The 22,810-nt window shown below is 68.4% G+C and carries 20 protein-coding genes and 3 tRNA genes; 15 read left to right on the plus strand and 8 right to left on the minus strand.

Annotated elements, in window-relative coordinates:
• Positions 1-58: 58 nt before the first annotated feature.
• Both ASG91_RS16245 and ASG91_RS16250 read left to right on the plus strand, forming a co-directional pair.
• On the plus strand, positions 59-1,288 hold the full coding sequence (locus ASG91_RS16245; protein ID WP_056923659.1) for a hypothetical protein: 1,230 nt from the start codon (positions 59-61) through the stop codon (positions 1,286-1,288).
• Between the two features lie 45 nt (positions 1,289-1,333).
• Positions 1,334-2,554, plus strand: coding sequence for a site-specific integrase (locus tag ASG91_RS16250; protein WP_082594236.1), 1,221 nt, complete (start codon positions 1,334-1,336; stop codon positions 2,552-2,554).
• 85 nt (positions 2,555-2,639) lie between these two features.
• On the opposite strand, the gene ASG91_RS16255 is transcribed toward ASG91_RS16250, so the two are convergent.
• The 3 genes from ASG91_RS16255 to ASG91_RS16265 all read right to left on the minus strand — a co-directional run bounded on the left by ASG91_RS16255 (position 2,640) and on the right by ASG91_RS16265 (position 5,186).
• Positions 2,640-2,715 (minus strand) — tRNA-Arg (locus ASG91_RS16255).
• 13 nt (positions 2,716-2,728) lie between these two features.
• Complete coding sequence (locus ASG91_RS16260; RefSeq protein ID WP_056923816.1) at positions 2,729-3,985, minus strand: M20 family metallopeptidase; 1,257 nt, start codon at positions 3,983-3,985, stop codon at positions 2,729-2,731.
• A 10-nt stretch (positions 3,986-3,995) separates the two neighbouring features.
• A complete protein-coding gene (locus ASG91_RS16265) occupies positions 3,996-5,186 on the minus strand; it encodes a PrsW family intramembrane metalloprotease (RefSeq protein ID WP_082594238.1) in 1,191 nt (396 codons plus the stop codon).
• Positions 5,187-5,252: 66 nt separating this feature from the next.
• On the opposite strand from ASG91_RS16265, the gene orn reads away from it, so the two are divergent.
• The 9 genes from orn (at position 5,253) to ASG91_RS16310 (ending at position 13,678) form a co-directional block, all read left to right on the plus strand.
• A complete protein-coding gene (gene orn, locus ASG91_RS16270; RefSeq protein ID WP_082594239.1) occupies positions 5,253-5,882 on the plus strand; it encodes an oligoribonuclease in 630 nt (209 codons plus the stop codon).
• Positions 5,883-6,024: 142 nt separating this feature from the next.
• Positions 6,025-6,100 (plus strand) — tRNA-His (locus ASG91_RS16275).
• Positions 6,101-6,194: 94 nt separating this feature from the next.
• Complete coding sequence (locus ASG91_RS16280; RefSeq protein ID WP_056923819.1) at positions 6,195-6,845, plus strand: bifunctional 2-polyprenyl-6-hydroxyphenol methylase/3-demethylubiquinol 3-O-methyltransferase UbiG; 651 nt, start codon at positions 6,195-6,197, stop codon at positions 6,843-6,845.
• Between the two features lie 66 nt (positions 6,846-6,911).
• Positions 6,912-7,526, plus strand: coding sequence for a copper resistance CopC family protein (locus tag ASG91_RS16285; RefSeq protein WP_235545726.1), 615 nt, complete (start codon positions 6,912-6,914; stop codon positions 7,524-7,526).
• Positions 7,527-7,607: 81 nt separating this feature from the next.
• Positions 7,608-7,683 (plus strand) — tRNA-Lys (locus tag ASG91_RS16290).
• A 258-nt stretch (positions 7,684-7,941) separates the two neighbouring features.
• On the plus strand, positions 7,942-10,236 hold the full coding sequence (locus tag ASG91_RS16295; RefSeq protein ID WP_200961337.1) for a LuxR C-terminal-related transcriptional regulator: 2,295 nt from the start codon (positions 7,942-7,944) through the stop codon (positions 10,234-10,236).
• Positions 10,237-10,405: 169 nt separating this feature from the next.
• Entirely contained in the window at positions 10,406-12,109 is a 1,704-nt protein-coding gene (locus ASG91_RS16300; protein ID WP_056923663.1) for a glycoside hydrolase family 13 protein, read from the plus strand.
• Positions 12,102-12,437 (plus strand): hypothetical protein, encoded by a 336-nt coding sequence (locus tag ASG91_RS16305; RefSeq protein WP_157606390.1) that lies wholly within the window; start codon positions 12,102-12,104, stop codon positions 12,435-12,437. Before ASG91_RS16300 ends, ASG91_RS16305 begins: the two co-directional genes overlap by 8 nt.
• A 497-nt stretch (positions 12,438-12,934) precedes the next feature.
• Positions 12,935-13,678, plus strand: a complete 744-nt coding sequence (locus tag ASG91_RS16310; protein WP_056923665.1) for an SDR family oxidoreductase — start codon at positions 12,935-12,937, stop codon at positions 13,676-13,678.
• 23 nt (positions 13,679-13,701) lie between these two features.
• Here ASG91_RS16310 and ASG91_RS16315 read toward each other — a convergent pair whose 3' ends face one another.
• The gene (locus tag ASG91_RS16315) at positions 13,702-14,919 is read right to left on the minus strand and encodes an MFS transporter (protein ID WP_056923666.1); all 1,218 of its coding nucleotides are present in this window, start codon (positions 14,917-14,919) and stop codon (positions 13,702-13,704) included.
• 63 nt (positions 14,920-14,982) lie between these two features.
• Between ASG91_RS16315 and ASG91_RS20320 the strand changes: the two genes are divergently transcribed.
• The 4 genes from ASG91_RS20320 (at position 14,983) to ASG91_RS16330 (ending at position 17,195) form a co-directional block, all read left to right on the plus strand.
• On the plus strand, positions 14,983-15,612 hold the full coding sequence (locus ASG91_RS20320; RefSeq protein WP_082594241.1) for an ABATE domain-containing protein: 630 nt from the start codon (positions 14,983-14,985) through the stop codon (positions 15,610-15,612).
• A 51-nt stretch (positions 15,613-15,663) separates the two neighbouring features.
• Entirely contained in the window at positions 15,664-15,819 is a 156-nt protein-coding gene (locus tag ASG91_RS21090; RefSeq protein ID WP_200961338.1) for a DUF6131 family protein, read from the plus strand.
• Positions 15,820-15,866: 47 nt separating this feature from the next.
• Positions 15,867-16,076, plus strand: a complete 210-nt coding sequence (locus ASG91_RS16325; protein ID WP_056923668.1) for a DUF6582 domain-containing protein — start codon at positions 15,867-15,869, stop codon at positions 16,074-16,076.
• Between the two features lie 486 nt (positions 16,077-16,562).
• A complete protein-coding gene (locus tag ASG91_RS16330; RefSeq protein ID WP_056923669.1) occupies positions 16,563-17,195 on the plus strand; it encodes a hypothetical protein in 633 nt (210 codons plus the stop codon).
• Between the two features lie 6 nt (positions 17,196-17,201).
• Here ASG91_RS16330 and ASG91_RS16335 read toward each other — a convergent pair whose 3' ends face one another.
• The 4 genes from ASG91_RS16335 to ASG91_RS16350 all read right to left on the minus strand — a co-directional run bounded on the left by ASG91_RS16335 (position 17,202) and on the right by ASG91_RS16350 (position 22,638).
• A complete protein-coding gene (locus tag ASG91_RS16335) occupies positions 17,202-19,463 on the minus strand; it encodes a family 78 glycoside hydrolase catalytic domain (protein ID WP_056923670.1) in 2,262 nt (753 codons plus the stop codon).
• 90 nt (positions 19,464-19,553) lie between these two features.
• Entirely contained in the window at positions 19,554-20,387 is an 834-nt protein-coding gene (locus ASG91_RS16340) for a carbohydrate ABC transporter permease (protein WP_056923671.1), read from the minus strand.
• Positions 20,384-21,349 carry a carbohydrate ABC transporter permease gene (locus tag ASG91_RS16345; RefSeq protein WP_082594242.1) on the minus strand — a complete coding sequence of 322 codons (966 nt, stop codon included), beginning with the start codon at positions 21,347-21,349 and terminating at the stop codon, positions 20,384-20,386. Before ASG91_RS16345 ends, ASG91_RS16340 begins: the two co-directional genes overlap by 4 nt.
• Entirely contained in the window at positions 21,343-22,638 is a 1,296-nt protein-coding gene (locus tag ASG91_RS16350) for an ABC transporter substrate-binding protein (RefSeq protein ID WP_056923672.1), read from the minus strand. The genes ASG91_RS16345 and ASG91_RS16350 overlap by 7 nt, the downstream gene beginning before the upstream one ends.
• Positions 22,639-22,810 lie beyond the last annotated feature (172 nt).

Raw genomic sequence — 22,810 nt, forward strand, 5'->3', positions numbered from 1 at the left:
TCTCCCTCCCTGGGCGCGGCGCTTTGGGCGCTGATCGCAGTCTCGGCCAACATGACTCATGGCCAGTTTCGGAGCGGTAGATCTCGGAACGGGGGGCGCCGGAGTCTTCGAGCTGACCTCCGAGTCAGACGACGTGGAGTTCGTCCATAAGGCCTCCGACGGCACGGTCGTCGTAATTCCGCCAAGCGAGAAATTCATCGTTGTTCAGGAGTGTCCCGGCGAAGACTTTGATGAGGTCAACAGAAACGCTCTTGCAGCAGCCAATCGCGCGATCGACATCCACTTTGGCCAGGGCGGCCGGCCCTTGGCGTTGGCACACCTGAGCAGCCCATTCATTGTCTGCTGGAAGGCGCCCGTGGGCCGAATCCTCCGAATCGTGGGACGGCTCCATATGAACCTGCGCATTCGAGCCACGGCTGTAGTCCGCGACACCGAAGGCAACATCGTGACCCAGCCTCCTGCGCCACCGAAGGTGTGGCATGAGAGTTTGCGGTACTACCGCCTCTCGGAGGCGGCGACCGACCTCTTCGACTCGTTCCGAAATCTGTATCTCGCCATCGAGTCCTTGCTGAGCGGCGAGGTTCCACCCGCCGAGGGTCCCCGAGGACGACCCGAGGGCGACAGCGCGTGGCTCGCTCGCGCTCTGCGCAAAGTGGCAGAGGACGTGGACCTCTCTCCGTTCGCGCCATCGTCAGCGAAGGCGGCTCACAACGCAATCCACGAGGATCTCTACGTCAACCTTCGAACGGCCATGTTCCACGCGAAGTTGGGGCGGGAGACGTGGACCCCGCAGGACTGGTCGTCGCGAAGCCCGATCGTGGCGGCACGTATTCGTTACGCGCGGATGTTCAGGGCTTTGGCGGCGCAGTATCTCGACGTTCCGTATCCGAGCAGTGGGTTCTTCAGCGCCTACTGGGCGGAGACCATTGAGCAGCAACTCCTGGCGTACACGGTGTTCGTCAGCAACGATCCAACTCTCGTCTCTGACGAGCCTACGGGCGAGTATCAACTCTCTCCGGCGGGCGGCCGCCACATAACCCTGCCGTCGAGCCTTGCTGAAGACGTGTCCCAAGTATGGACGCGCGGCATCGTTGGCGTTGAGAGGGGTACATCCGTCGTTGGAGCAATCGGCGAGGTGCGGAGGTTCGGGACGGTGCGGGGGGACGCGTTGGCGATGGTCGAGAACCTAAGAGAGCCGCTCCGCCTCGATGGGATCGAGGAGCTACAGGTTGTTCTCCTCGTCGAAGGGCGCAACTACGGACAGTCGCGGCGGGACTTCGAGACGTAGCGTGTCCTGCGAGACAAATTACCCTTACTTTGGTACCCTAATAATATGAGAGGCAAGCGGCTCGCACTTGGTGAGCGCGGCGAGATCGAGGTGACCGTCCAGCGACGTGACGCCTCCGGGAAGTGGCGGACGGTTCCGCGCTTCAAGGCCGGTGACCGCTACAGGGCTCGGTGTCGCTTCCGTGGCCATGACGGCGAGCCGGGTGAGCTGTCCCGCGTAGCCACTCCCGGTCCCGACCTTCCCTCAGTGAAGGCCAAGCAGGCCGCGGTGAAGGCCCTTGAGGACGCCTGGTCGAGCCTGGGGAAGTCTGGCGGCCACCTGGCCTCCTCGACTCGTCTCGACGACGCTGGGCGCATCTGGCTCGCGCAGATCCAGCGAGCAGACTCGGGCCTCAGCCCACGGACTGTGGACGACTACTCGCGGTCCTTCTCTCGCTACATCGACGCCAAGGGCTCCCCCGTTCGTGGCCTCACGCTCGCGCAGCTCGACGCCTCCCGCCTGCGCGCCTTCCTCCAGGGCCTGGCCGACGACCGCGGCACCGGAGCAGCCAAATCGGCTCGGGCCGCCCTGTCGGGCATCCTCGGTCTCGCGGTCTCGGACGGCGTCCTGCCGGCCGACCCGTTGAGGTCGGTTCGCCCCGTGAAGCAAGAGCCCTCGTTGCGGCGCAGCACGGTCCGGGACCACACGCGCGCCTTCACGCGCCAGGAGCGCGACCATGTCGTCTCCCACCTCTACAAGCTCGCCGGGGAGGCCCTGCACCCGTCCACGCAGCGCAAGGCCTACGCGGTGGCCGACCTCGTCGCCTTCCTGGCCGGCACTGGCGCCCGGATCGACGAGGCGCGGGAGCTCCTGTGGCAGGACGTCGACCTCGAGGCCCACACGGCCGTGATCCGGGGCAGCAAGTCGAAGTCGTCTCTGCGGGCCATCCCGCTGCCCCTGTGGCTCGTTGACCGGCTCAGGGACCGGGCCGCTCGCAGCGGCACGGAAGGTCGTCTCTTTCCCTCTCCTCACGTCTCGGACGCGTCAAAGGCCTGGGACCAAAGCAACAGCGCCAAGGCCGTACGCGCGGCCCTGGACGCCGCAGGGGCCCCGTGGGCGGTTCCGCACACCATGAGGCGCACTGTCGCCTCCCTGCTTCACGAGGCCGGCGTGCCGCTGGTGAAGATTGCCGACCAGCTGGGTCATGCGGACCCCGCCATGACCGCGAGCGTCTACCTGGGAAGGGACCTCATGGGGCACACCTCGGGTGCGGAAAAGTACCTCTAAACTCTTGTCTACGGGTAACGGTACGGGTAACATAGACCTCAGCATCAACCAACATGCGCAAGAGAGTGCAGGTCAGAGACCTAATTGGTGCCCCCGGCAGGACTCGAACCTGCGACCCAGTCATTAGAAGTGACTCGCTCTATCCGCTGAGCTACGGGGGCAATGCCGCAGAGTCTAGGACGAGCTGGCGGTCCGCTCGGGTGCTGCCAGCTGACGTAGGCGACGGAGCGCGAGCTCGGCGAGCAGGGCCGCCCCGTCCGGGACGACCGAGTCGTCGAAGTCTGCTCGCGGCGAGTGGTTGTCGGGCTCCGACGCGAAGTCGGCTGCCGGGCAGGCACTGAGGTTGACGTAGGCGCTGGGCACCTCCTGCCCGACGAAGGCGAAGTCCTCCGCACCCATCTCCGGGTTGCGCTGGTGGACGTAGCGGTCGGGCCCGAAGACGTCGACGATGGTGTCCTTGGCGAACGCGTACTCGTCCTCGTCGTTGACCGTCACCGGGTAGCCCGGGAGGTACTCGACCTCGGCGATCAGGCCGTGCGCCTGGGCCAGGCTGGTGGCGAGCAGCTCGATCTTCTCGGCCATCTCGGCGCGGGCCCGCTCGGACAGGCTGCGCAGCGTGGCCTCGAAGACCGCGTCGTCCGGGATGATGTTGTCCTTGGTGCCGCCGGCGAACTTCCCGACCGTGACGACCACGGGGTCGAAGACGTCGAACTGGCGCGTGACGAGGGTCTGCAGCGCCACGACGATCTCGCACGCCACCGGGATCGGGTCCTTGGCGCGGAACGGCTGCGACCCGTGACCACCCTCACCGACCACGCGCACCTTGACCTCGTCCGCCGCGGCCATCAGCGGCCCGGGACGCCCGAACCAGGTGCCGAGCGGGTGCTCGGAGGAGTAGACGTGCAGGGCGTATGCCGCGTCGACCCGTCGCCCGGCCACGTCCAGCAGGCCTTCGTCGATCATCGGCTTCGCACCGCCCGGGCCCTCCTCCCCCGGCTGGAACATGAACACCACGTCACCCTCGAGCTCGTCGCGCAGCTCGTGCAGGATCCGCGCGGCGCCCACGAGCCCCGCGACGTGCAGGTCGTGGCCGCAGGCGTGCATGAGTCCCTGGTGCTGCGAGACGAAGTCGAGCGGCAGGTCCTCGGTCACGGGCAAGGCGTCCATGTCGCCGCGCAGCAGCACGACCGGGCGCTCGACCCCCACCGGGTCGACCCCCGCGCCGGTCGCGGTGCCCCGCCCACGCAGGACGGCGACGACGGACGAGAGCGACTTGCCCAGCGTGATCTCGAGGTCGAGCCCGGCGAGCGCCTGGAGCACTGCCTGCTGGGTGAGCGGGAGCGACATCCCGAGCTCGGGGATCTGGTGGAGGCGGCGGCGGAGCGCGATCAGGTCCGGACCGATGGCGGAGGCGAGTTCGAGGGTGCGCACGCCCTGCACGCTAGTACGCGCCGAGGAGGTCCCTGCGACTGGCGGTGATGGCCTCCAAGAGCTCACGCTCGGTCTCCAGCGCTCGGGTGTCGGCAGCGCTGTGGTGCATCCGGGCGCGCAGCAGGGCCAGCTCGCTCGCGGAGTCCTGGAACCTCCGCATCGACCGGAGCATGGCCCGACCACCCGACGTCCGGGCCCACACCCGCGCCGAGCGGCGGCCGTTCATGGTGGACAGCATCTGCACCTCGCTGGGTGACAGCCAGCCCGCGTCGGCATATTCGCTGAGGTGGCGCCCGATGAGGCGACCTTCCCGCCGCCGGGCCCAGACGACCAGGGCGACGAACCCGATGAAGATCGGCACCTCGACGACGAGGTAGACCGAGAGCATCCCCGCGCCGCCGGTGATGGCGGCCAGGTTCCACACGGCGTGCGAGAGCGCGGCCAGCAGGTAGCCACCCACCGGTGCCAGCACCTTGAGGGCGCGGTTCTGCGTGGTGGCGGCGATCCCGATCCCGATCCCGGTCAGCACGGTGAACATGGGGTGGGCGAACGGCGTGAAGAGGCAGCGGGCGATGAACGTGCCGGTGAGGGACGCGTCGCCGCCGGAGTCGTAGGCCATGCCGAGGTACTGGATGTTCTCGGTGAAGGCGAAGCCAGCGGCCACCACCCCGGCGTAGACCATCCCGTCGATGATCCCGTCGAACTCGCGACGCCGGAACCACCAGATGAGAAGCACGAGCAGACCCTTCGACGCCTCCTCCACCAGGGGTGCGGAGAAAACCGCCGTGGCGAGGAGGGCGTCGTCCTCGCGCCCGATGGCCGACTGGAAGGCAACGTGGGCGCCGGTGTTGAAAACCGCGGCGACCAGCGCAGCGACCAGGGCCCCCCAGAGGAACGCGGTGACGAGGTAGCGCGCCGGCTCCGCCTCGAACCGGTCGAGCCACAGGAAGGTGGGGATGACGATGCCCAGCGGGATGGCCGCGAGCACCAGCGCCAAGAGCGTCGTCACGAGCCCGAGGGTCGCCCCGTAGTACACCGCCAGCACGACGGCCGCGAGGCCGAACCCCACGACGACGAGGCCCACGAGGAGCCACCCGCGCAGGCGGCTCCGGCCGGAGCCGCTCGACCCGGCCCCGACGGGCGCGGGCGCGCCCGCGGGCGGTGCGTCCGCGGCATACTCCTGGCCCTGTCCCCACGTCATGCCGGGAAGGGTAGTCGAGGAGGTCGGGCGGCCGCCCGTGTCACAGCGGGGCAATAAGGTGGGCCGGTGACTGCCACCCCCACCGACCGCTCCGTCAACGACCGCATCGTCTGGATCGACTGCGAGATGACCGGGCTCTCCCTCGAGGCCGACGCCCTCATCGAGGTCGCGGCCCTCGTGACGGACTTCGAGCTCAACCAGCTCGGCGACGGCGTCGACGTCGTGATCCGCCCCCCGGACGCGGCGCTGGAGCAGATGGACGACTTCGTCCGCAGCATGCACACCACGTCGGGGCTGCTCGAGGAGCTGCCGGGCGGCACGACGATGGAGGACGCGCAGGAGCAGGTGCTCGCCTACATCCGCGAGTGGGTGCCCGAGCCGCGCAAGGCCCCCCTGGGCGGCAACACCGTCGGCACCGACCGCAACTTCCTGGCCCGCGACATGGCCGAGCTGGAGGCGCACCTGCACTACCGCATCATCGACGTCTCCTCGATCAAGGAGCTGTCCCGCCGCTGGTACCCGCGCGCCTACTTCGGCTCCCCCAAGAAGTCCGGTGGCCACCGCGCGCTCGCCGACATCCGCGAGTCGATCGCCGAGCTGCGCTACTACCGCGAGGCCGTCTTCGTTGCTCCCCCCGGGCCGGACAGCGAGACGGCCAAGGGCATCGCCGCGCGGCACATCGTCGACCACGGCTGACCACACCACCACGACCAGCCCGTATGCCGCGGCCTCGCCGGCCGCGTCTGCGTCACCTCCCCGGGGTGGTCACGAGCACCGGTCCGGAACAGGTACTATTGGCGTCGCTTCCGCGACCGGCACTGTCCGGTCGTGACGCATGGTGGGCGTAGCTCAGCTGGTAGAGCACCGCGTTGTGGTCGCGGGGGTCGCGGGTTCAAGCCCCGTCGCTCACCCCAAACCGAAGGCCCCTGACCGAGACGGTCAGGGGCCTTCGTCGTCCCCGGTCTCCCGGCTCTGGTGCTCGTGCTCACCGCCCGGGAGACTGGCGGCATGTCCGGCTGCTGCGACCCGCATGGGTACGACGAGGTGTTCAGCCCGCGGTTCGCGCGCCGGCAGGCGCGGCGCTACCGCAGGCGCGGGCTGGGCCGGGCGGAGCGCGACATGGTCGAGTTCCTCGCCGGTCGTGGCGTGGCCGGGGCGACCGTGCTCGAGATCGGTGGTGGCGTCGGCGAGATCCAGCTCGAGCTGCTGAAGCTAGGCGCCGCCCGCACGACCAACCTGGAGCTGGTCGCGTCCTACGACGGTCCGGCCGGCGAGCTGGCCCGCGAGGCCGGTCTGGCGGACCGGGTCGAGCGGCGGCTGCACGACATCGTCGAGGCCCCGGACCAGGTCGCGAAGGCCGACGTCGTGGTGCTCCACCGGGTCGTCTGCTGCTACCCCGACTACGAACGCCTGCTGGGAGCAGCAGCCGATCATGCCGGACGGCTCCTGGTCTTCAGCCACCCGCCGCGCAACCTGGCGGTCCGTGCGTACAGCGCCGCCCAGAACGCCGTGCTGCGGCTGACCGGCCACTCCTACCAGTCGTTCGCCCACCCGCCCGAGGCGATGTTGGCCGTCTTGCGGGACCGCGGGCTGACCGCCGTGCACACCCACCGCGGGCCGGTCTGGCACGTGGAGGGCTTGGAGCGTCGGGCGGCCTGAGACGCAGTGTGCGCCTGGGGCGCCAGGATCGCGAGGCGACCGGTCAGGCAGGATGGTCGGGTGTTCATGGACTCCGAGGGCAAGACCAAGGTCATCCGGATCGGGGTGTGGGTCGCGATCATCGGCCTGCTGCTGGGGGTGCTCAGCTCGCTCGTGATGGCGACCAGCGCTGACGCCCACGCCGTGCTGAGGTCGATCACCCCGAAAGATGGCGCGACGCTGACTGCCGTCCCCACGAAGGTCGTCCTGACCTTCAACGAGCCGATCGGCACGAGCTTCGCCACCGTCAGCGTGGCCGGTCCCGACGGTTCGGTCTCGGAGGGCAAGGCCGTCGTCGACGGGTCGACGGTCACCCAGGCGCTGGCCGACGACCTGCCCAACGGGCGCTACACGGTGTCCTTTCACGTGGTCAGCGAGGACGGTCACCCGGTCTCCGACCGGACCACGTTCTCGGTGGCTGCGGTGGCCACCGCCACCCCGCTGCCGGCTCCCTCGTCGACCTCGACCACGAGCGCACCGCCCACCAGCGAACCGACCACCAGCACGCCTTCGACCCGCCCTGCCGACGACGAGGGAGACGGACGGGCCCTGCGGCTCGGGCTGGCCGTCGGCGTGGCTGCTCTCGCGCTCGCGGGAGGTACTGCCCTCGTGGCCGCGTCCCGGCGCCGATCCGGCGACTGACCCCTCGCCGAACCGGCGAATGAGCCGTGGCGTCAGCCGATTTCACGCCGCCCGCATCGTCCTGCTAAGGTCTCTCCTCGCGCGCCATTAGCTCAATTGGCAGAGCAGCTGACTCTTAATCAGCGGGTTCGGGGTTCGAGTCCCTGATGGCGCACCATCCACGTGTACGAGTTCGCCCGACGCTTGACGTTTGGGCTTCGGTTGATGCCTGACAAGCTGTCCGCATCAGATGGACCCGGCGGTCGAGGTCGCGGTGCTGCCCCCAACGGTGTGCGCCAAACGACGTAAGGATCGAGCGCCAGAGCGGACCTAGACTGGATGGACCCCTGGGGCTCAACCGGCGGGGTGAAGGGTTCGGACGGCCATGGCACGTGCGAAATCAGCGGCGAAGGTGCCTGGCTCACTTCCCGCCGAGATGACCAGCTTCGTCGGGCGGCGACGCGAGCTCACTGAGACCCGCCGTCTGCTGTCCGCCAGCCGTCTGCTCACGCTCACCGGCATGGGTGGCGTCGGAAAGACCCGCCTGGCGCTGAGGACGGCGGCCGACCTGCGCCGGACCTTTCCTGACGGGGTCTGGTTCGTCGAGCTCGCCTCGCTCCACGACCCGCAGCTGCTCCCCCACACCGTCGCCAACACCTTGGACCTGCGACAGGTCTCCGCGAACCCCGCCGCCGACCTGGCGGAGTACCTGGAGGACAAGCGGCTGCTGGTGGTGCTCGACAACTGCGAGCACCTGACCGATGCCTGCGCGGTGCTCACCAGCAAGCTGCTGGCCGCGGCTCCCGGGCTGCAGGTCCTGGCCACCAGCCGACACGTCCTCGGGGTCGAGGGGGAGCAGATCCTGCCTGTCCCGCCGCTCTCATCACCCGACGAGGACTCCCCAGAGACCCGGGAGCCCCGACGCTATGAGTCGGTGGCGCTGTTCCTGGACCGCGCCACCGCCGTGACCCCCGACTTCCAGCTCGTGGACGCCAACCGAGCCGCGGTGCTCGAGCTGTGCCGGCGCCTCGATGGGATTCCCCTGGCCATCGAGCTGGCCGCGGTATGGCTGCGGACCCTCACCCCCGCCCAGATCCTCGAGCGGCTCGAGGACCGCTTCGCGCTTCTCACCTCCGGGCGGAACGCCGCGCCAGCCCGCCAGCGTGCCCTGGACACCGCGATCGGGTGGAGCTTCGACCTCTGCTCTCCCGCCGAGCGCCTCCTCTGGGCCCGGCTCTCGGTGTTCGTCGGAGGTTTCGACCTCGAGGCCGCCGAGGACGTGTGCTCGGGGAGCGGCATCGTCCGAGACGATGTATTGGGCCTGATCGCGGGTCTGGTCACCAAGTCGATCATCACCCGACAGGACGGTACGAGCCAGGCATCGTCCCGCTACCAGATGTTGGAGACCCTCCGCCAGTACGGTGCTGCGCAGCTCGTCGAGTCCGGGGACGCGCCGGACATCCACCATCGACACCGGGACCACTACGGCTCGCTCGCGCAGCAGTTCGGGCGTGAGAGCTTCAGCACGCTGCAAGCCGACTGGTTCCTGCGGCTGAGGCGCGAGCACGACAACGTGCGAGCCGCCATCGACCTGTGCTTGGAGACACCTGGCGAGTCCTCCGCCGCGCTGGACATAGCAGCACCCCTGTGGAACTTCTGGTTTGCCGGGTTCCTGCGGGAAGGGCACCGCTATCTCGTCCGGGCGCTGGAGGGTGCCACGGCGCCGGACCTCTGCCGCGCTTATGGGTTGTGGGCTGCGAGCTACCTGTCCATGTTCGCCGGCGAGTTCGACCGGACGCACACGATGCTCGCCGAGTGCACGGACCTGGCCGAGCAGTTCGACGACGAGCTGTTGCGAGGGCGCATCGACGAGTGCCGTGGCCACGCGGCCATGTACCAGGGGGATCTTCCTGGCGCCTGCGTGCTCTTGGAGAGCGGGCTCAGTCGATTCCGCGCGGTGGGCGACCCACTCGGCGAGTTCGACACCTTGCTCCTGCTGTCGGCCGCCGCGTTCTTCATGGACGACCCTCGGACCGAGGAGTTCAGCGAGCAGGCTCTGGCCCTCGCCGAGCGCCACGGCGCGCTCTCCTCGAAGGCCTACGCGCTATGGAGTGTCGGGATCGTGCGCTGGAGCCAAGGTCGGCTCGACGAAGCTCGCCGAGCGCTCCGCCAGTCGATCAGGCTGTTCGAGCCGATGCACGACCTGACCGGGCTCAGCTTCGACGTCCAGGCGCTGTCGTGGTGCGCCGCGCTCGAGGCCCCCGACGAACGGGCGGCCCGGTTGCTGGGCGCATCGCAGGCGGTGTGGCGGGCCAGCGGAGCAAAGGTCGACGAGACCACGGCATACGGCATGTTCGACCGGCGATCGGAGGACGCGGTCCGCGAAGCTCTCGGTGACACCCTGTTCGAGAAGGCGTTCGCCGAGGGTGCCGCCTCTTCACTTGACCAGGCACTCGGCCTGGCCAAGGGAGACGACGAGGGCCCCGACCAGGGAACCAGCGACGGCGAACCACCTCCAGCTGCCGACGTCGGCACCGCCCATGGACTGACCCGCCGGGAGCAGGAGATCGCGGCCCTCATAGCTCAGGGGCTGAGCAACAGGGAGATTGCCGCACGTCTCGTGATCTCGAGCCGCACAGCCGAGACGCACGTCGGCAACATCTTGAACAAGCTGGGGCTCACCTCACGAGCACAGGTGGCCAGCCGATTGGGGCAGCACTGGCCCCACTGAGGGTCGACTACGTACTCGGACGATCTCAGTACCGATCCCCGTAGTTCTCCGGATGCCGCGGTCGTGACGCACGCGGAACTCTGTGGTGCACGAAAGTTAGCGCTCACACCCCGAGGCCACCACGATGCACAGCCTGCCCAGCACCGCACTCCGCCAGCCTGGCGGACCTGTGCGTCCCGCCCGGCACCCCCACCCGCAGGCCGCCCGCAGCAGCGGGTCGCACAGCGACCAGGGGAACCTCGGCTGGTGGCGCCAGGCCGTCACTTACCAGGTCTATGTGCGCAGCTTTCAGGACTCTGATGGTGACGGCGTGGGCGACCTCGGCGGAGTCCGCCATCGCCTGCCGTACCTGCGCAGCCTTGGCGTCGACGCCATCTGGCTCAACCCGTTCTTTCCCTCGCCCCTGCACGACCACGGGTATGACGTCGCTGACTATCTCGACGTGGACCCCCAATACGGCACTCTCGAGGGTTTCGACGCCCTGGTCCGCGACGCTCACCGGCTCGACATCAAGGTCCTCATCGACGTCGTTCCCAACCACTGCTCGATCGAGCACGCCTGGTTCGCCGCGGCAGTGGCCGCCGGACCGGGCAGCCCCGAACGTCGTCGCTTCCACTTCGCCGACGGCCGAGGCGCGCAGGGAGAGCTGCCGCCCAACAACTGGCGCTCCATCTTCGGGGGACCGGCATGGCGGCGGATCACCGAGCCCGACGGCACACCCGGGCAGTGGTACCTGCACACCTTCGCTGAGGAGCAGGCTGACTTCAACTGGCGACACCCAGCCGTGCCGGCGTACTTCGAGGAGGTGTTGCGGTTCTGGTTCGACCGGGGCGTCGACGGGCTGCGGATCGACGTGGCCCACGGTCTCCACAAGCAGGAAGGGCTGCCGGACCACGACTCCGCCCTCGACGACGAGCTCACCGGCGACCCGAACAACCCCCATGCCTGGAACCAGCCGGAGGTGCACGACGTGTGGCGCCGCTGGCGCGCCATCGCCGACTGGTACACCGCTTCCACCGGACACGAGCGCGTGCTCATCGGCGAGGTCGGGGTGTTGGACACGGCGGAGCTCGCCGCATACCAGCGCCCGGACGAGCTTCACCAGAGCTTCTTCTTCGAGTTCCTGCGGACCCCCTGGGACGTCGAGCAGCTGCGCGGCGTGATCGATCGCGGACGGCTGACGGTTGCCGCCACCGGCTCACCCGTCGCGTGGGTGCTCAACAACCACGACATGCCCCGAGTGGTGACCCGGTACGCGGGCGGCGCCCCGGGCGGCCCGGTCGGCGACATCGAGCTGGGCCTCAGCAGGGCTCGCGCCGCCGCCCTGCTCATGCTGGCGCTCCCCGGGTCGGCGTTCATCTACCAGGGCGAGGAGCTGGGTCTGCCGGAGGTCACCGACCTGCCGGAACACCTGCTGACAGACCCCATGTTCCACCGCACGGCCGGTGCGCGCCGGGGACGGGACGGCTGTCGGGTCCCACTGCCCTGGGACTCGGGCAGGGACGCCTTGGGCTTCTCCCCGGAGCCCGCTGCTGCGACCACCTGGCTCCCGCAGCCGGACTGGTTCGGTTACCACGCCGTCGACCGGCAGCTGGAGTCCGGCGAGTCGATGCTGCACCTGTACCGCGAGGCGATCGCGCTGCGCCGCAGGGTGCCTGGCATCACCCAAGGGGAGTTCCGGTGGCTGCCCACCGAGCCGGGAGTGCTGGCCTTCATGCGCGGTGACGGCTTCGCGTGCGTGGTGAACTGCTCGTCCCGACCCGTGTGCATGCCCGTCGACGGTCACGTGCTGCACGCCAGCAAGGCCGAGGTGGGCGAGAAGCTGCCGCCCGACAGCGCGGCATGGCTGCTCGTGAGGGCCTGTGATGAGTGACCGCTTCCGACCCCTGGTGTTCGGCTACATCTGTGAGGGCGCGCTCGATGAAGGGGAGCCCCTCACCAGCGCCGAGACGCGTCTCGAGCACTTCGCCCGCAGCGAAGGGTTCACGCTCGGGACCATTTTCATCGACCGACGCCACGCCGTGCCATCGGCCTTCGACGCGCTGATGCAGCAGTTCCGCCGCGGCGACGAGGCCTGGGGCATCGTCATTCCGGACATCGGGCACCTGAGCGATGCGAACCGACGGGCCATGAGCGCCAGCCAGGAGGACTACACGAGCCTGACCGTCCTCGTCGCCAACGCGTCCTTGCGCTCCCCCTAAACCGGCGGACCTGGCGGTTGAGCCCCCCTATCGCCGCCAGGTCCGCCTTTCCAAGAGTCGCGGCTTGGTGCGGTGGTCGAAGCCGTCTCGCCGGGCAGTAGACGGTGCCGCTCTCCGCCCAGCAGCGCTCGGGTGCGTATCTCCCTGTGACATCCGGGCGCTTCGCCGGCGGCACGGGCGCCTGCCCCCCTGGTCAGGCTAGTCGGCGGGCGCACGGGTGTTGAGGCTGAACACCTGGTGCGGCGGCTTCTGTGACAGCTCCAGGCGTCTGTATGCGCTGGGTGTCATGCCGACTTCGGCGAGGAACTGGCGGTTGAAGTTCGCGAGGTTGCTGTAGCCGCTCAGTCACGGCGGCTCCCCGACCGGGTCGGCTGGGAACGGCTGGACTCGGGTCGGAACGACATCGTCGCCTGCCTCTCAAGGACACGAGAAAAGTATCAAGAACGCGGGTCGGGGGCGCTTGTCGTGCGTCTCGCCCGCCTCCTAGCGTTCCCCGCATGAGCAGACAGCGCAGCCTGCGAGACACAGTCGTCGTCGTCACCGGTGCGGGTGGCGGGATCGGGGGAGCGATCACCCGCCAGGTCCTGGCGGGTGGCGGCCGGGTCGTTGCGGGCGACCTGCGCCCCCAGTCGTTGGCGACCTTGCAGGCTGAGCTCCAGGACGAGGACCGGCTCGTGGTCGTCCCCGGGGACGTCCGCGACGAAGCCACCTCGGCAGCCCTCATCGAGGCCGGGATCAGCGCGTTCGGGCGGGTGGACTCGGTGGTGGCCAACGCCGCCATCGGCTTCTACGGCGGAGTTCTCGATTACTCGGCCGACGACGTCAGCCTCATGATCGACGTCAATGTCAAGGGTTCCGTCTGGCTGGCCCGCGCGGCCGTGCGCCAGTTCCGCGTGCAGGGCGACGGAGGCGACATCGTCATCATCGGTTCCGTCGCCGGCCTCCTGATCGGAGGTGGCAAGGAGGCGGTGTATGCCGCGACCAAGGGCGCGCAGATCAACCTGGGTTACGCCCTCGACCGCGAGCTTCGAAGCGAAGGCATCCGCACGACCGTGATCGCGCCGGCCGGCGTGAACACGGCGTTCGCCGCCGCCGATGGACGGTTCGGAGGCGCGGACCCGTCCGAGGGGCAGTTCATGGAGCCGACCGACATCGCCGAGGCCGTCGTCTACACACTGCAACAGCCGCGGCGGATGCGCACCGAGCTCTGGACCATGTGGAGCATGGCCGAAACCCACTAGCTTCCGTTGCGTTGGGTTGGCGGTCAGCGAGATCGTCCGCCGGCGAGGCCCGCCACTGTCACGGCGCCCAGGGTCAGGGCGCCCAGCGCGGCTAGCACTTGTGTTGGTGGCAGGCCGGCGGTGAGACCGGCGGCTGCCGTGCCGGCGGACGCGAAGGCCACTTTCGTCCCGGCCACGGTGACGAAGACGGTGCCCTGAGTGCCCGCGGGTGCGTACTCGCCTCGGGCCGCAAGGCTGAGCATTGTCTGAGGCGCGACGACCAGGCCCAGGGTCGTGAAGGTGGCCAGCAATGGGGGAAGGCTCGTCCCGAGGAGCGCACCCGCGGTGAGCACCGGGACGAGCCCACCGACCCACATCATCATCCCGCGGGCTGGGTCTGCTCGCACTGGGTGCACGGCGAGCAGAAGGCCGCCGACAAGGCCACCGCTTCCGAAAGCGGCGGCGATCCATCCGCCGTGGCCGGTGGCGTTCCGTTCGCCCAAGGACATCCCGGCGAGCAACGCTGCCGCGACGACGAACGCGCCCAGCCAGGTGAGTATCGCGACCTGCCTGAGCCGTCGGTCACGCCAGATCGCGGACAGGCCGGACCGAAGACCAGAGAGCGCGGGGGATGTCGGATCGTGATGGTTTTCGGCGCCCCACGACGCATGACGCGTCCGCTCGCTCCGCCCCTTCACCTGTCGGGTGGAGGGTAGGTGCATGACCAGCCCGGCGCCCAGAAGGCCCAGACCGCAGAGAGCCAGGAGCGCACCGCGGGGCGATACGAGCGTCGCGAGGACCGCGATGAAGGCGGGCGCGGCTGCCCCGGCAAGGCCGTAGGTGAGAGCGTCGAGAGCGCGACTCCGTCGTGCCTGTTTGTCGGCCCGACGTCCGTCGACCAAGCTGCTCAACCCACCGGTGAGCAACGGCCCTGACCCGCCGGCGATCAGGCAGAGTAGGAAGACGACCCCCAGTGGAGCGGTTGCGAGTGCCGTCGTGGCCGCCGCAAGCATGCTCGCAAAAGTGGCTGCGGCGGCACCGATGACCCGTCGCGGGTCGCGGGAGTGGTCGAGGAGGGGGGCCGTGACGAAGCCGAGGACGTGCGGAGCCGTGAGGGCCGCCCCGAGGAGTCCGGCGGTCCGCAGCGGCGACGACATCTGCGAGGCGCTGCACAGGAGCACCACGCCGACGGTGGCTCCCGCGTCCATGGCCCGCACCAGCACGGCCGCTGCCATGTAGGTGGTCATCGTCCTCGAAGGCATGACACTCCTCAAACCGGTTACCTCCACGTTGCCAGACGTGACGTAACCGGTCAAACTGGTGACATGTCAATGGTTCACGTCGCTGGGAACACCGCGCTCGATTTCGTGGGCACTGTGAGCGAGCGGGGCACCCGCAACGAGGAGGGCCTCGACAGCGGCGCCACGCTCGGTCGCTGGTACGTCGAGGCGGGTCTGGTCGACCGTGTTCCTCCGGTGAGCGAGCCAGACTTGAACCGCGCCCGTGAGCTGCGAGAGCACCTGTTCGACGTGGTTACTGCACTCTTGGAGGGGACACCGATACCTGAGCGCAGCCGGCTGGCCCTCAACAGGGCCGCCAGCCAACAAGGACCCATCAACAGCGTGGGGCCAGACGGCCGACGTGTCCGACGTGGTGATGCAGCAGCCTGTCTTGCGGCCGTGGCCCAGGCCGGCATCGCTCTCGTCGACCCCACCGACGGCGCCATCCTGAAGCTGTGCGCAGACGACCTGTGCACTCACCCCTTCCTCGACCGCTCGCGCGCGAAGGCGCGACGGTGGTGTGACATGGAGACGTGCGGAGATCGCGCCAAGGTGCGCCGTTACCGCGCCCAGCAGGCGGCGGCCCGATCGCATCGTGACGGCTCTCTCGTCGTCTCTCGGCCTTCGCAAGGGCTGCCCCCGGCTCGGTCAGAATTCGGGGTCGACGACGTTTAGAAGCTCCCGGTCTGGGCACTATCTCTGAAGCCTGAGATCAAGGAGGTAGGCATGATCATCCTCGGCATCATCCTGGTCATCATCGGCTACGTGGCCGATCTCCCCATCCTCATCACGATCGGCGTCATCCTGGCCGTCATCGGCCTGGTGCTGGTGCTGCTCGGCTCGACGGGCCGCGCGATCGGCGGGCGTCGGCACTGGTACTGACCTCCCCGCGGAGTGCGAGGAAGAAGGAACCACGGAAGGAGTCCACCGTGTCCAAGGACCTCAGTGACACCGAGAACCGCAAGAAGCTGAAGAAGTCGTCGTTCGCGTTGCCGGAGCAGGAGAAGTACCCCATTCCGGACATCGAGCACGCACGCAACGCCCTGGCCCGGGTGGCCCAACACGGGTCGGAGTCCGAGCAGAAGAAGGTCCGGGCGGCGGTCGAGAAGAAGTACCCGAGCCTCAAGAAGGACGACTGACGAGCGGGTCTCCGGCGCGGCCAGGGTCGCCGGCTTGATGTTGTGCTGGGTCGAGTAGCTCCGCAGGAGTCCGAAGGCGACCTCGGCGTCAACACCCGAAGCGCAGCATCAGCGCGCCCTTGGCCTGCTCGATCGCCGATCGATGTGCTGCCGAGGATGAGCTCGGTCGTGGGCGCCTGGTGATCGCTGCCCTTCAGGGGCACGGAACGCACCGTGTCCAGCAACAGCCCCTTTGCGTTGACCCCACTGCTACATACCATTGACAGAAGCGCCTGCCCGGACCCGCAGGCCATGGTCGATGGCCATCGTCGGGTCCAACAGCGCCGCTCAGACCCCCGGCCATCACGGCGACGTCCTGCAAGTTCAGGGGCGCTGGACGTCGGCCGAGGTGGTGCCCCCGCTCGCTCGGGTGGGGGCACTGCTGCGTCAGGGGTCTCGCGTTCGGCAAGCCCGTTCGCACCGTTGACCGAGCCCTAGGAGGACAAGATGGCCGATCCGACCGACACCTACACCCAGACCCGGCTCAGCCTGCACGCGCTGGCCGAGCTGGTCCTCGCCGGGCCGCGGTTCCGCGAGACCGGCGACCTGCGGCTGCGGGTGCGCCCAGAGGGCATCGGCACCTGGGACGACCCGGTCATCGCGCTGGCCGGCGGTGAGCTGGTCACCCGGACCTCACGGATTCCCCTCAACGGGCTCACGATCTCGGACGCGGCCAAGCAGGCCGGCTGGGAGGCCAGCCCGCTGGACGACGTCTACAGCGACGGCCCCCACGTCGCACCGTCGGAGACCGTGCAGCTGGATCCCGGCTCGGTCCACGTCATCGAGACGGCCTTCCGACTCGGCGACGAGGCTCTCCGCGAGTTCAGATCCGACGCCGAACGCACCCTCTGGCCGGAACACTTCGACGTCGCCACCAGCGTGGACGAGGTCAACTACGGGGTCTCCCCCGGCGACGGCTACCTGGACCGGCCGTACGCCTACGTCGGCCCGTACCGCCCGGTCACCGGTGACTTCTGGAACGCCCCGTTCGGCGCCGCTCGCCTCGTCGACGAGCTGGCCGACGTCGCCGGGATCGCAGCCTTCTTCACGGAGGGTGCCCGCCTCGCCGCCCGATCCTGACAAGACTCAGCTGGGCGCGGTGAACTGGTGGTCCCCGGCGCCCACCACCACCCGTTCCGTGCCGTCGGGCAGCCGCACTGTGGCCTCGACGCCCTGAGGCACGGTCACCCGAAGCGACAGCGTGCCTTGGTCGTCCAGAGACCAGTCGGAGGCGATGGTGCCGTGCCTGGTGTCCAGGGCGCCCTTGGCCCAGGTCAGCCCTCCGCCCGGTCGTGGCGCGATGAGGACACGGTCGTACCCGGGCGCGAGCGGGGCGATGCCGGCGATGGTCCGGTGCATCCAGTCGGCCACGGCGCCCAGGGCGTAGTGGTTGAAGCTCGTCATCTCGCCGGGGTTGATGGTCCCATCGGGCAGCATCGAGTCCCAGCGCTCCCAGACGGTGGTGGCACCCATCGTGACCGGGTACAGCCACGAGGGGCACTCCCGCTCCAGGAGCAGCTGGTAGGCATCGTCGAGGTGCCCCGTGGACGTCAGGGCGTCGGTCACGAACGGCGTCCCGGCGAAACCCGTGGAGATGCGGAAACCGTTGTCCCGCACCAGTTCTGCGAGCCGGTCACCGGCACCCTGGCGATCGGCCTCATCGAGCAGGCCGAACTCGATGGCGAGGGCGTAGACGGTGGCGCAGTCGCTCAGGACGCGGCCGCCCTCGGTGACGTAGTGCTTCTGGAAGGCACTGCGCACCCGCTCGGCCAGGGCCGAGAAGTAGCCCGCGTCGTCGGGGATGCCGAGGATCTCGGCCGTCGCAGCCACCTGGCGCAGGGTTCGGTAGTAGCACGCCGTTGCCACGACGCCGTTGTCCGCCTTCGCCTTGAACGGCTGGTCCGGTGGCGCTTGCGGGTCCAGCCAGTCGCCGAACTGGAAACCCTTGTCCCACAGGTCGTTGTCCGAGAGCAGTCCTTCGACCCGATGGGCGTGCGCCGTCATCGCCGGGTACTGGCGCTCGAGGGCCGCCTTGTCGCCGTAGGCGGTCCACAGTGCCCACGGCACCCAGGCCGCCGCATCGCTCCAGACCGCCGTGCTGTCGGGGTCGGGGAAGTCTGCCGGGATTTCCATGTACTTGAGGACGTCCGGCACGACGAAGGGCACCATGCCATCGGCATGGCTCTGCTCGAGGTCGACGTCGACGAGCCAGTTCGACAGGAAGCCGGAGACGTCATAGAGGTATGCCGCGGTGGGGGCGAAGGCAGCGATGTCACCGGTCCAGCCCAGCCGCTCATCGCGTTGCGGGCAGTCGGTGGGGACATCGAGGAAGTTGCCCTTGAGGCCCCAGACCACGTTGCGGTGCAGCTGGTTGAGGAGCTCGTCGGACGACTCGAAGGTGCCGGTCCGCTCGAGCTCGGAGTGCACGACCACGGCCTCGAGCGAGTCCTCGGTGAGCTGGCCCGGCCAGCCCGACACCTCGGCATACCGGAAACCGTGGAAGGTCTTGGTGGGCTCGAAGGTGTCGACCCCCCCGCTGAGGATGAAGCGGTCGGTCGCCTCGGCGGTGCGTAGCGGTCGGGTGCCGAGCTCGTCGTGCTCGAGGACCTCGGCATGGCGGACCGTGATCTCGCTGCCTGCCTCGCCCTGAACGGAGAAGCGGAGCCAGCCGACCAGGTTCTGCCCGAAGTCGACCAGCGTCGCTCCCGCCGGGGAGGTCCACACCTTCACCGGCGCCACGACCTCCTGACGACGGACGGGGGGCCCGAGGTACGGCTCCAGCCGTCCACCGTCATGGGCCACCACGTGCACCCCGGACCAACCCTCGAGGGCGGCGCCGGGCTGGGTCCAGTCGGAGGACTCCAGGCGGGCGTCGATGGTCTGGCCGTCGTACAGGTCGTTGACCAGCGTGGCGGAGGGACCTGCCTGCCAGGTGGCGTCAGTGCCCACGAGCTGGCGGTGCCCGTCCTCGAACTCCACGTGGAGCTCCGCGAGGCCCGCGAGCTCGGCGCCGTAGAACCCACTCTTTCCACTCCACCCCAGGCGCCCACGGAACCAGCCGTTGCCCAGGGCGAGCCCCAGCACCGAGGTGTCCGAGACCAGCGGCGTGACGTCGTAGCTGCGATAGCGCAGGCGCCACTCGTAGCTGGTCCACCCTGGGGTGAGCACCTCGTCCGAGACGGGAGTGCCGTTGATGGTCGGCTCGACGATCCCGTGCGCCGTGACGAAGAGCGTCGCCCCCACCACGGGACCGTGGCCCTGGTCGAGCGCAAACTCCTTGCGCAGCAAGGGGGCTCCGGCGAAGTCCTTGTCAGGGGCGATCAGGTCCGCGGACCATTCGTGGGTCATGGCTGCCTTTCGGGAGAGCTGTGCGAGCTGTCGGGAGAACGGTGGGGTAGGGATGGTCGGGCGGGCCCTGCGCCCACCCGCCGAAGGGCGTCAGCCCTTGACGGCGCCGGACGTCATTCCGGCGACGATCTTGCGGTTGAAGAAGATGAAGAGGACGAGCGGCGGCAGCGTGACGAGCACGATGTCCATGAAGAGCAGGTTGTACTGCGTGCTGAACTGGCTGAGGAAGTTGAACAGCGTGAGCTGCACCGTGGCGTTCTCGTCACCGGGCAGGAAGTACAGCGGGTTGACGAAGTCGCTGTAGATGAAGACCGAGCTCGTGAGGATCACCGTGATCGTGACTGGCCGAAGGAGCGGGAAGATCACGCGGAAGAACAGGTTCAGCCCCGTGCACCCGTCGATCATGGCTGCCTCGTCCAGCTCCCGGGGGATGGCGGCGACGAAGGCGCGGAAGAGCAGCACGCAGAACGCCATCTGGTAGGCGACCTCGACCAGGATCAGCCCGGGCAGGGTCTTGAACAGGTGCATCTGCTGCAGGACCCAGATGGTCGGCACGACGGCCGGCGGGATGATCAGCCCGGAGATGACCAGGATGTTGGCGAGGTTCGCCACCCGCCCAGGACGGCGCTGGATGACGTAGCCGACCATCGAGCACAGCACCACGAGGATGGCCACCGAGACGACGGTGAGGATGGTGCTGTTCTTGAAGGCCGTGAGCAGCATCCCGTCCCGAGCTGCGAAGGCCTCCTTGATGTTGTCGACGACAGCCCAGTCGGTGGGCAGCGAGAACTTCAGGTCGGCCGACTCGAACTCGTCCTTGGACGCGGTGAGGAACATGAACACGAACGGAACGACGAACACGACCAGGGCGACCAGGATGGCCACGACTTCCAGCGAGACGCTTCTCAGGGTTTTCGTCCTCATGACTCCACCTCCTTCGAGTTGAAGTACCGGAACAGCGGGAAGATGATCAGGGACACCATGACGAAGAGGACGACGTTGCCCGCCGTGGCCAAGCCGTAGAAGCCGGCTTGGTACTGCTTGTAGATCACCGACGCGATCACGTCGCTGCTGAACCCGGGCCCGCCCCCGGTCATCGTCCAGATGAGGTCGAACGACCGGAGACCTCCGATGAGGGACAGGAGGATGACGGTGAAGGTCGCCGGGCGGGCGAGCGGGAGGGTGATGTTCCGGAACTTGGTCCAGGCACTGCCGCCGTCGACGTCGACGGCCTCGTAGTAGTCCTTGGGGATCGCGAGGATGCCCGCGATGTAGATCAGCGTCGCGAGTCCCACGCCCTTCCACACGTCGACGAGGGCCACGGACAGCAGGGCGAGGCTGGGGTCACCGAGCCAGTCGGGCGAGGTGATGCCGACCTTGCTCAGGACGGTGGCGACGAGGCCGAAGTCCGGCTGCAGCAGCACGCTGAACGTGATGCCCACGGCCACGGTGCTCACGAGGACCGGGAAGAACACGACCGAGCGCAGGAGGCCACGCGAGCGGATCGGGCCGGTCAGCAGGACGGCGAAGAGCATGCCGAGCACCACCTTGAGGCCACTGGTGAGGACCGCGTAGATCAGCGTGTTCTTGAGGCCGCTGACCAATGACTGCTCTGAGAAGAACTGCCTGAAGTTGTCCAGACCGATGAACTCTGAGTCGAACAGCGTCCAGCGAGTGAGGGAGTAGTAGAAGGCGATCACGGTCGGCACCAGGAAGATCAGGCCGTAGATCACCGCTGCGGGCGCGTAGAACCAGTAGGAGTAGGTCCGGGCGCGGAGGTTGCGGGCGCCACCGGACCGGGCCTGCTTCCGGGTGGGCCGACCGGCCCCCGCGTCACCGCGGGGGCCGGTCGTCCGAGTCTGGCTCGGGGTGACGCTGGTTACCATCCCGGCAGTCCCAGCTGCTTGGCCTGCTTGGTCACGTCGGCGTCGTACTGGGCGGCACCGTCCTTGCCCGAGGTCTGGCCGGTCTCGACGGCGACGGTGATCTGCTCCAGCGACGGGCCCTTCACCGGCGACAGGAACTCGAGGGCCGGGGTCGTCGCCTTGGCGTCGATGTAGGCCTGGAGATCCTGGGCGACCGGCGGTGCGTCAGCGGGCACCTTCGATCCGGTCACCATGTACGGGCCGGTGGGCGGGGCTGCCGAGGAGTACACCTCAGAGCCGGCGGGCGAGGCCACGAAGGCGATGAACTTCTTGGCAGCGTCGATGTTCTTGCTGGTCTTGGGGATGTACTGACCGTTGCCGGGCCAGATGGTGGCGCCGTTCTTGCTCGCGTCGTCACCCGGGATCCCGAAGAAGCCGATCTTGGCGGCGTCCGCCTTCGACAGCGTGCCGACCGGGAAGGTGAGCAGCGGGTACTGGCCCGCCTTGCCACTGGCCAGCAGCTTCATGCCCTGGTCGAAGGTGGTCGAGCCGGCACTCTTGTTGAGCCAGCCCCTGGCCTTCGCCTCTGCGGTCTTCTCGAAGCCCTTCACCGCCGTCGGATCCGTCGCGTACTTGACCTTGTTCGCGGTGTAGTCGGCAGCGAAGCTGGGGTTGGCCGAGGCGACGTTGTGGAAGTCGCCGAGCACGAACAGCTGGGACGTCCAGGTGTCCTTGAAGCTGCCCACCACCGCGGTGAGCCCGGCGGCCTTGATCTTGTCGCTGTTCGACTCGAACTCCGCCCACGTCTTGGGGACCGACAGGCCGAGCTTGGAGTAGACCTCCTTGTTGTAGAGGATGCCGCCACCCATCACGGTGCCCACGGGAGCGCCGTAGACCTTGCCGTTCTGCGTGACCGTCGGCAGGAACGCCGGGTCGGTGTCCTTGAGAGCCGCGTCGCCGGTCAGGTCGACCAGGTTCTTCTCCGGGCTGAGCGCCTGCAGGAGCGAACCGGAGTTGTACCAGAACACGTCTGCCATGTCGCCGGTCGACAGCTTGGTCTTGACCAGGTTGTCGCCGTCGGCGCCGCCGGGTCGGGACTCCAGCTTGACGGTGATGGTCGGGTTGGCCTTCTCGAAGGCCTCGGCGATCGCCTTGGCCGGCTTCACCGTCGTCTCCGCGTTGTCGGTGAGCAGCGTGATCGTCGTCTTGCCGGACGAGGCCGCATCCCCACCGCCGCCACAGGCAGCGAGCGACACGACGGCAGTTGCAGCAACGACGGTGGCCGCGAACTTTGAACGGGAAATCTTCATGGGTACCTCCACAGCATTGGGGCGCGTATCCGCGTTGGTCTCACGTCGTGTTTTGAATCGCTTCATTTCCTGACGTGGCTCCAAGGTAGGGGCGCCGCCTGGACCTGTCAACCATTCTCCCTCGATTTGTTTCCGCCGTGAATTGCCTTGATATCAAGACGTCCAACCCCAG

The organism is Phycicoccus sp. Soil802 (genome assembly GCF_001429605.1).
Classification (GTDB): Bacteria; Actinomycetota; Actinomycetes; order Actinomycetales; family Dermatophilaceae; genus Pedococcus.

Excerpts from the sequence above, each read along its gene's own strand:
- ASG91_RS16265 (WP_082594238.1), bottom strand. The coding sequence starts at position 5,186 with ATGACGTGGGGACAGGGCCAGGAGTATGCCGCGGACGCACCGCCCGCG.
- ASG91_RS16345 (WP_082594242.1), bottom strand. The coding sequence starts at position 21,349 with ATGGTAACCAGCGTCACCCCGAGCCAGACTCGGACGACCGGCCCCCGC.
- ASG91_RS16310 (WP_056923665.1), top strand. The coding sequence starts at position 12,935 with ATGAGCAGACAGCGCAGCCTGCGAGACACAGTCGTCGTCGTCACCGGT.
- ASG91_RS16340 (WP_056923671.1), bottom strand. The coding sequence starts at position 20,387 with ATGAGGACGAAAACCCTGAGAAGCGTCTCGCTGGAAGTCGTGGCCATC.
- ASG91_RS16330 (WP_056923669.1), top strand. The coding sequence starts at position 16,563 with ATGGCCGATCCGACCGACACCTACACCCAGACCCGGCTCAGCCTGCAC.
- ASG91_RS16250 (WP_082594236.1), top strand. The coding sequence starts at position 1,334 with ATGAGAGGCAAGCGGCTCGCACTTGGTGAGCGCGGCGAGATCGAGGTG.
- ASG91_RS16350 (WP_056923672.1), bottom strand. The coding sequence starts at position 22,638 with ATGAAGATTTCCCGTTCAAAGTTCGCGGCCACCGTCGTTGCTGCAACT.
- ASG91_RS21090 (WP_200961338.1), top strand. The coding sequence starts at position 15,664 with ATGATCATCCTCGGCATCATCCTGGTCATCATCGGCTACGTGGCCGAT.
- ASG91_RS16335 (WP_056923670.1), bottom strand. The coding sequence starts at position 19,463 with ATGACCCACGAATGGTCCGCGGACCTGATCGCCCCTGACAAGGACTTC.
- ASG91_RS16245 (WP_056923659.1), top strand. The coding sequence starts at position 59 with ATGGCCAGTTTCGGAGCGGTAGATCTCGGAACGGGGGGCGCCGGAGTC.
- ASG91_RS20320 (WP_082594241.1), top strand. The coding sequence starts at position 14,983 with ATGTCAATGGTTCACGTCGCTGGGAACACCGCGCTCGATTTCGTGGGC.
- ASG91_RS16280 (WP_056923819.1), top strand. The coding sequence starts at position 6,195 with ATGTCCGGCTGCTGCGACCCGCATGGGTACGACGAGGTGTTCAGCCCG.
- ASG91_RS16315 (WP_056923666.1), bottom strand. The coding sequence starts at position 14,919 with ATGCCTTCGAGGACGATGACCACCTACATGGCAGCGGCCGTGCTGGTG.
- ASG91_RS16305 (WP_157606390.1), top strand. The coding sequence starts at position 12,102 with ATGAGTGACCGCTTCCGACCCCTGGTGTTCGGCTACATCTGTGAGGGC.
- ASG91_RS16285 (WP_235545726.1), top strand. The coding sequence starts at position 6,912 with ATGGACTCCGAGGGCAAGACCAAGGTCATCCGGATCGGGGTGTGGGTC.
- ASG91_RS16295 (WP_200961337.1), top strand. The coding sequence starts at position 7,942 with ATGACCAGCTTCGTCGGGCGGCGACGCGAGCTCACTGAGACCCGCCGT.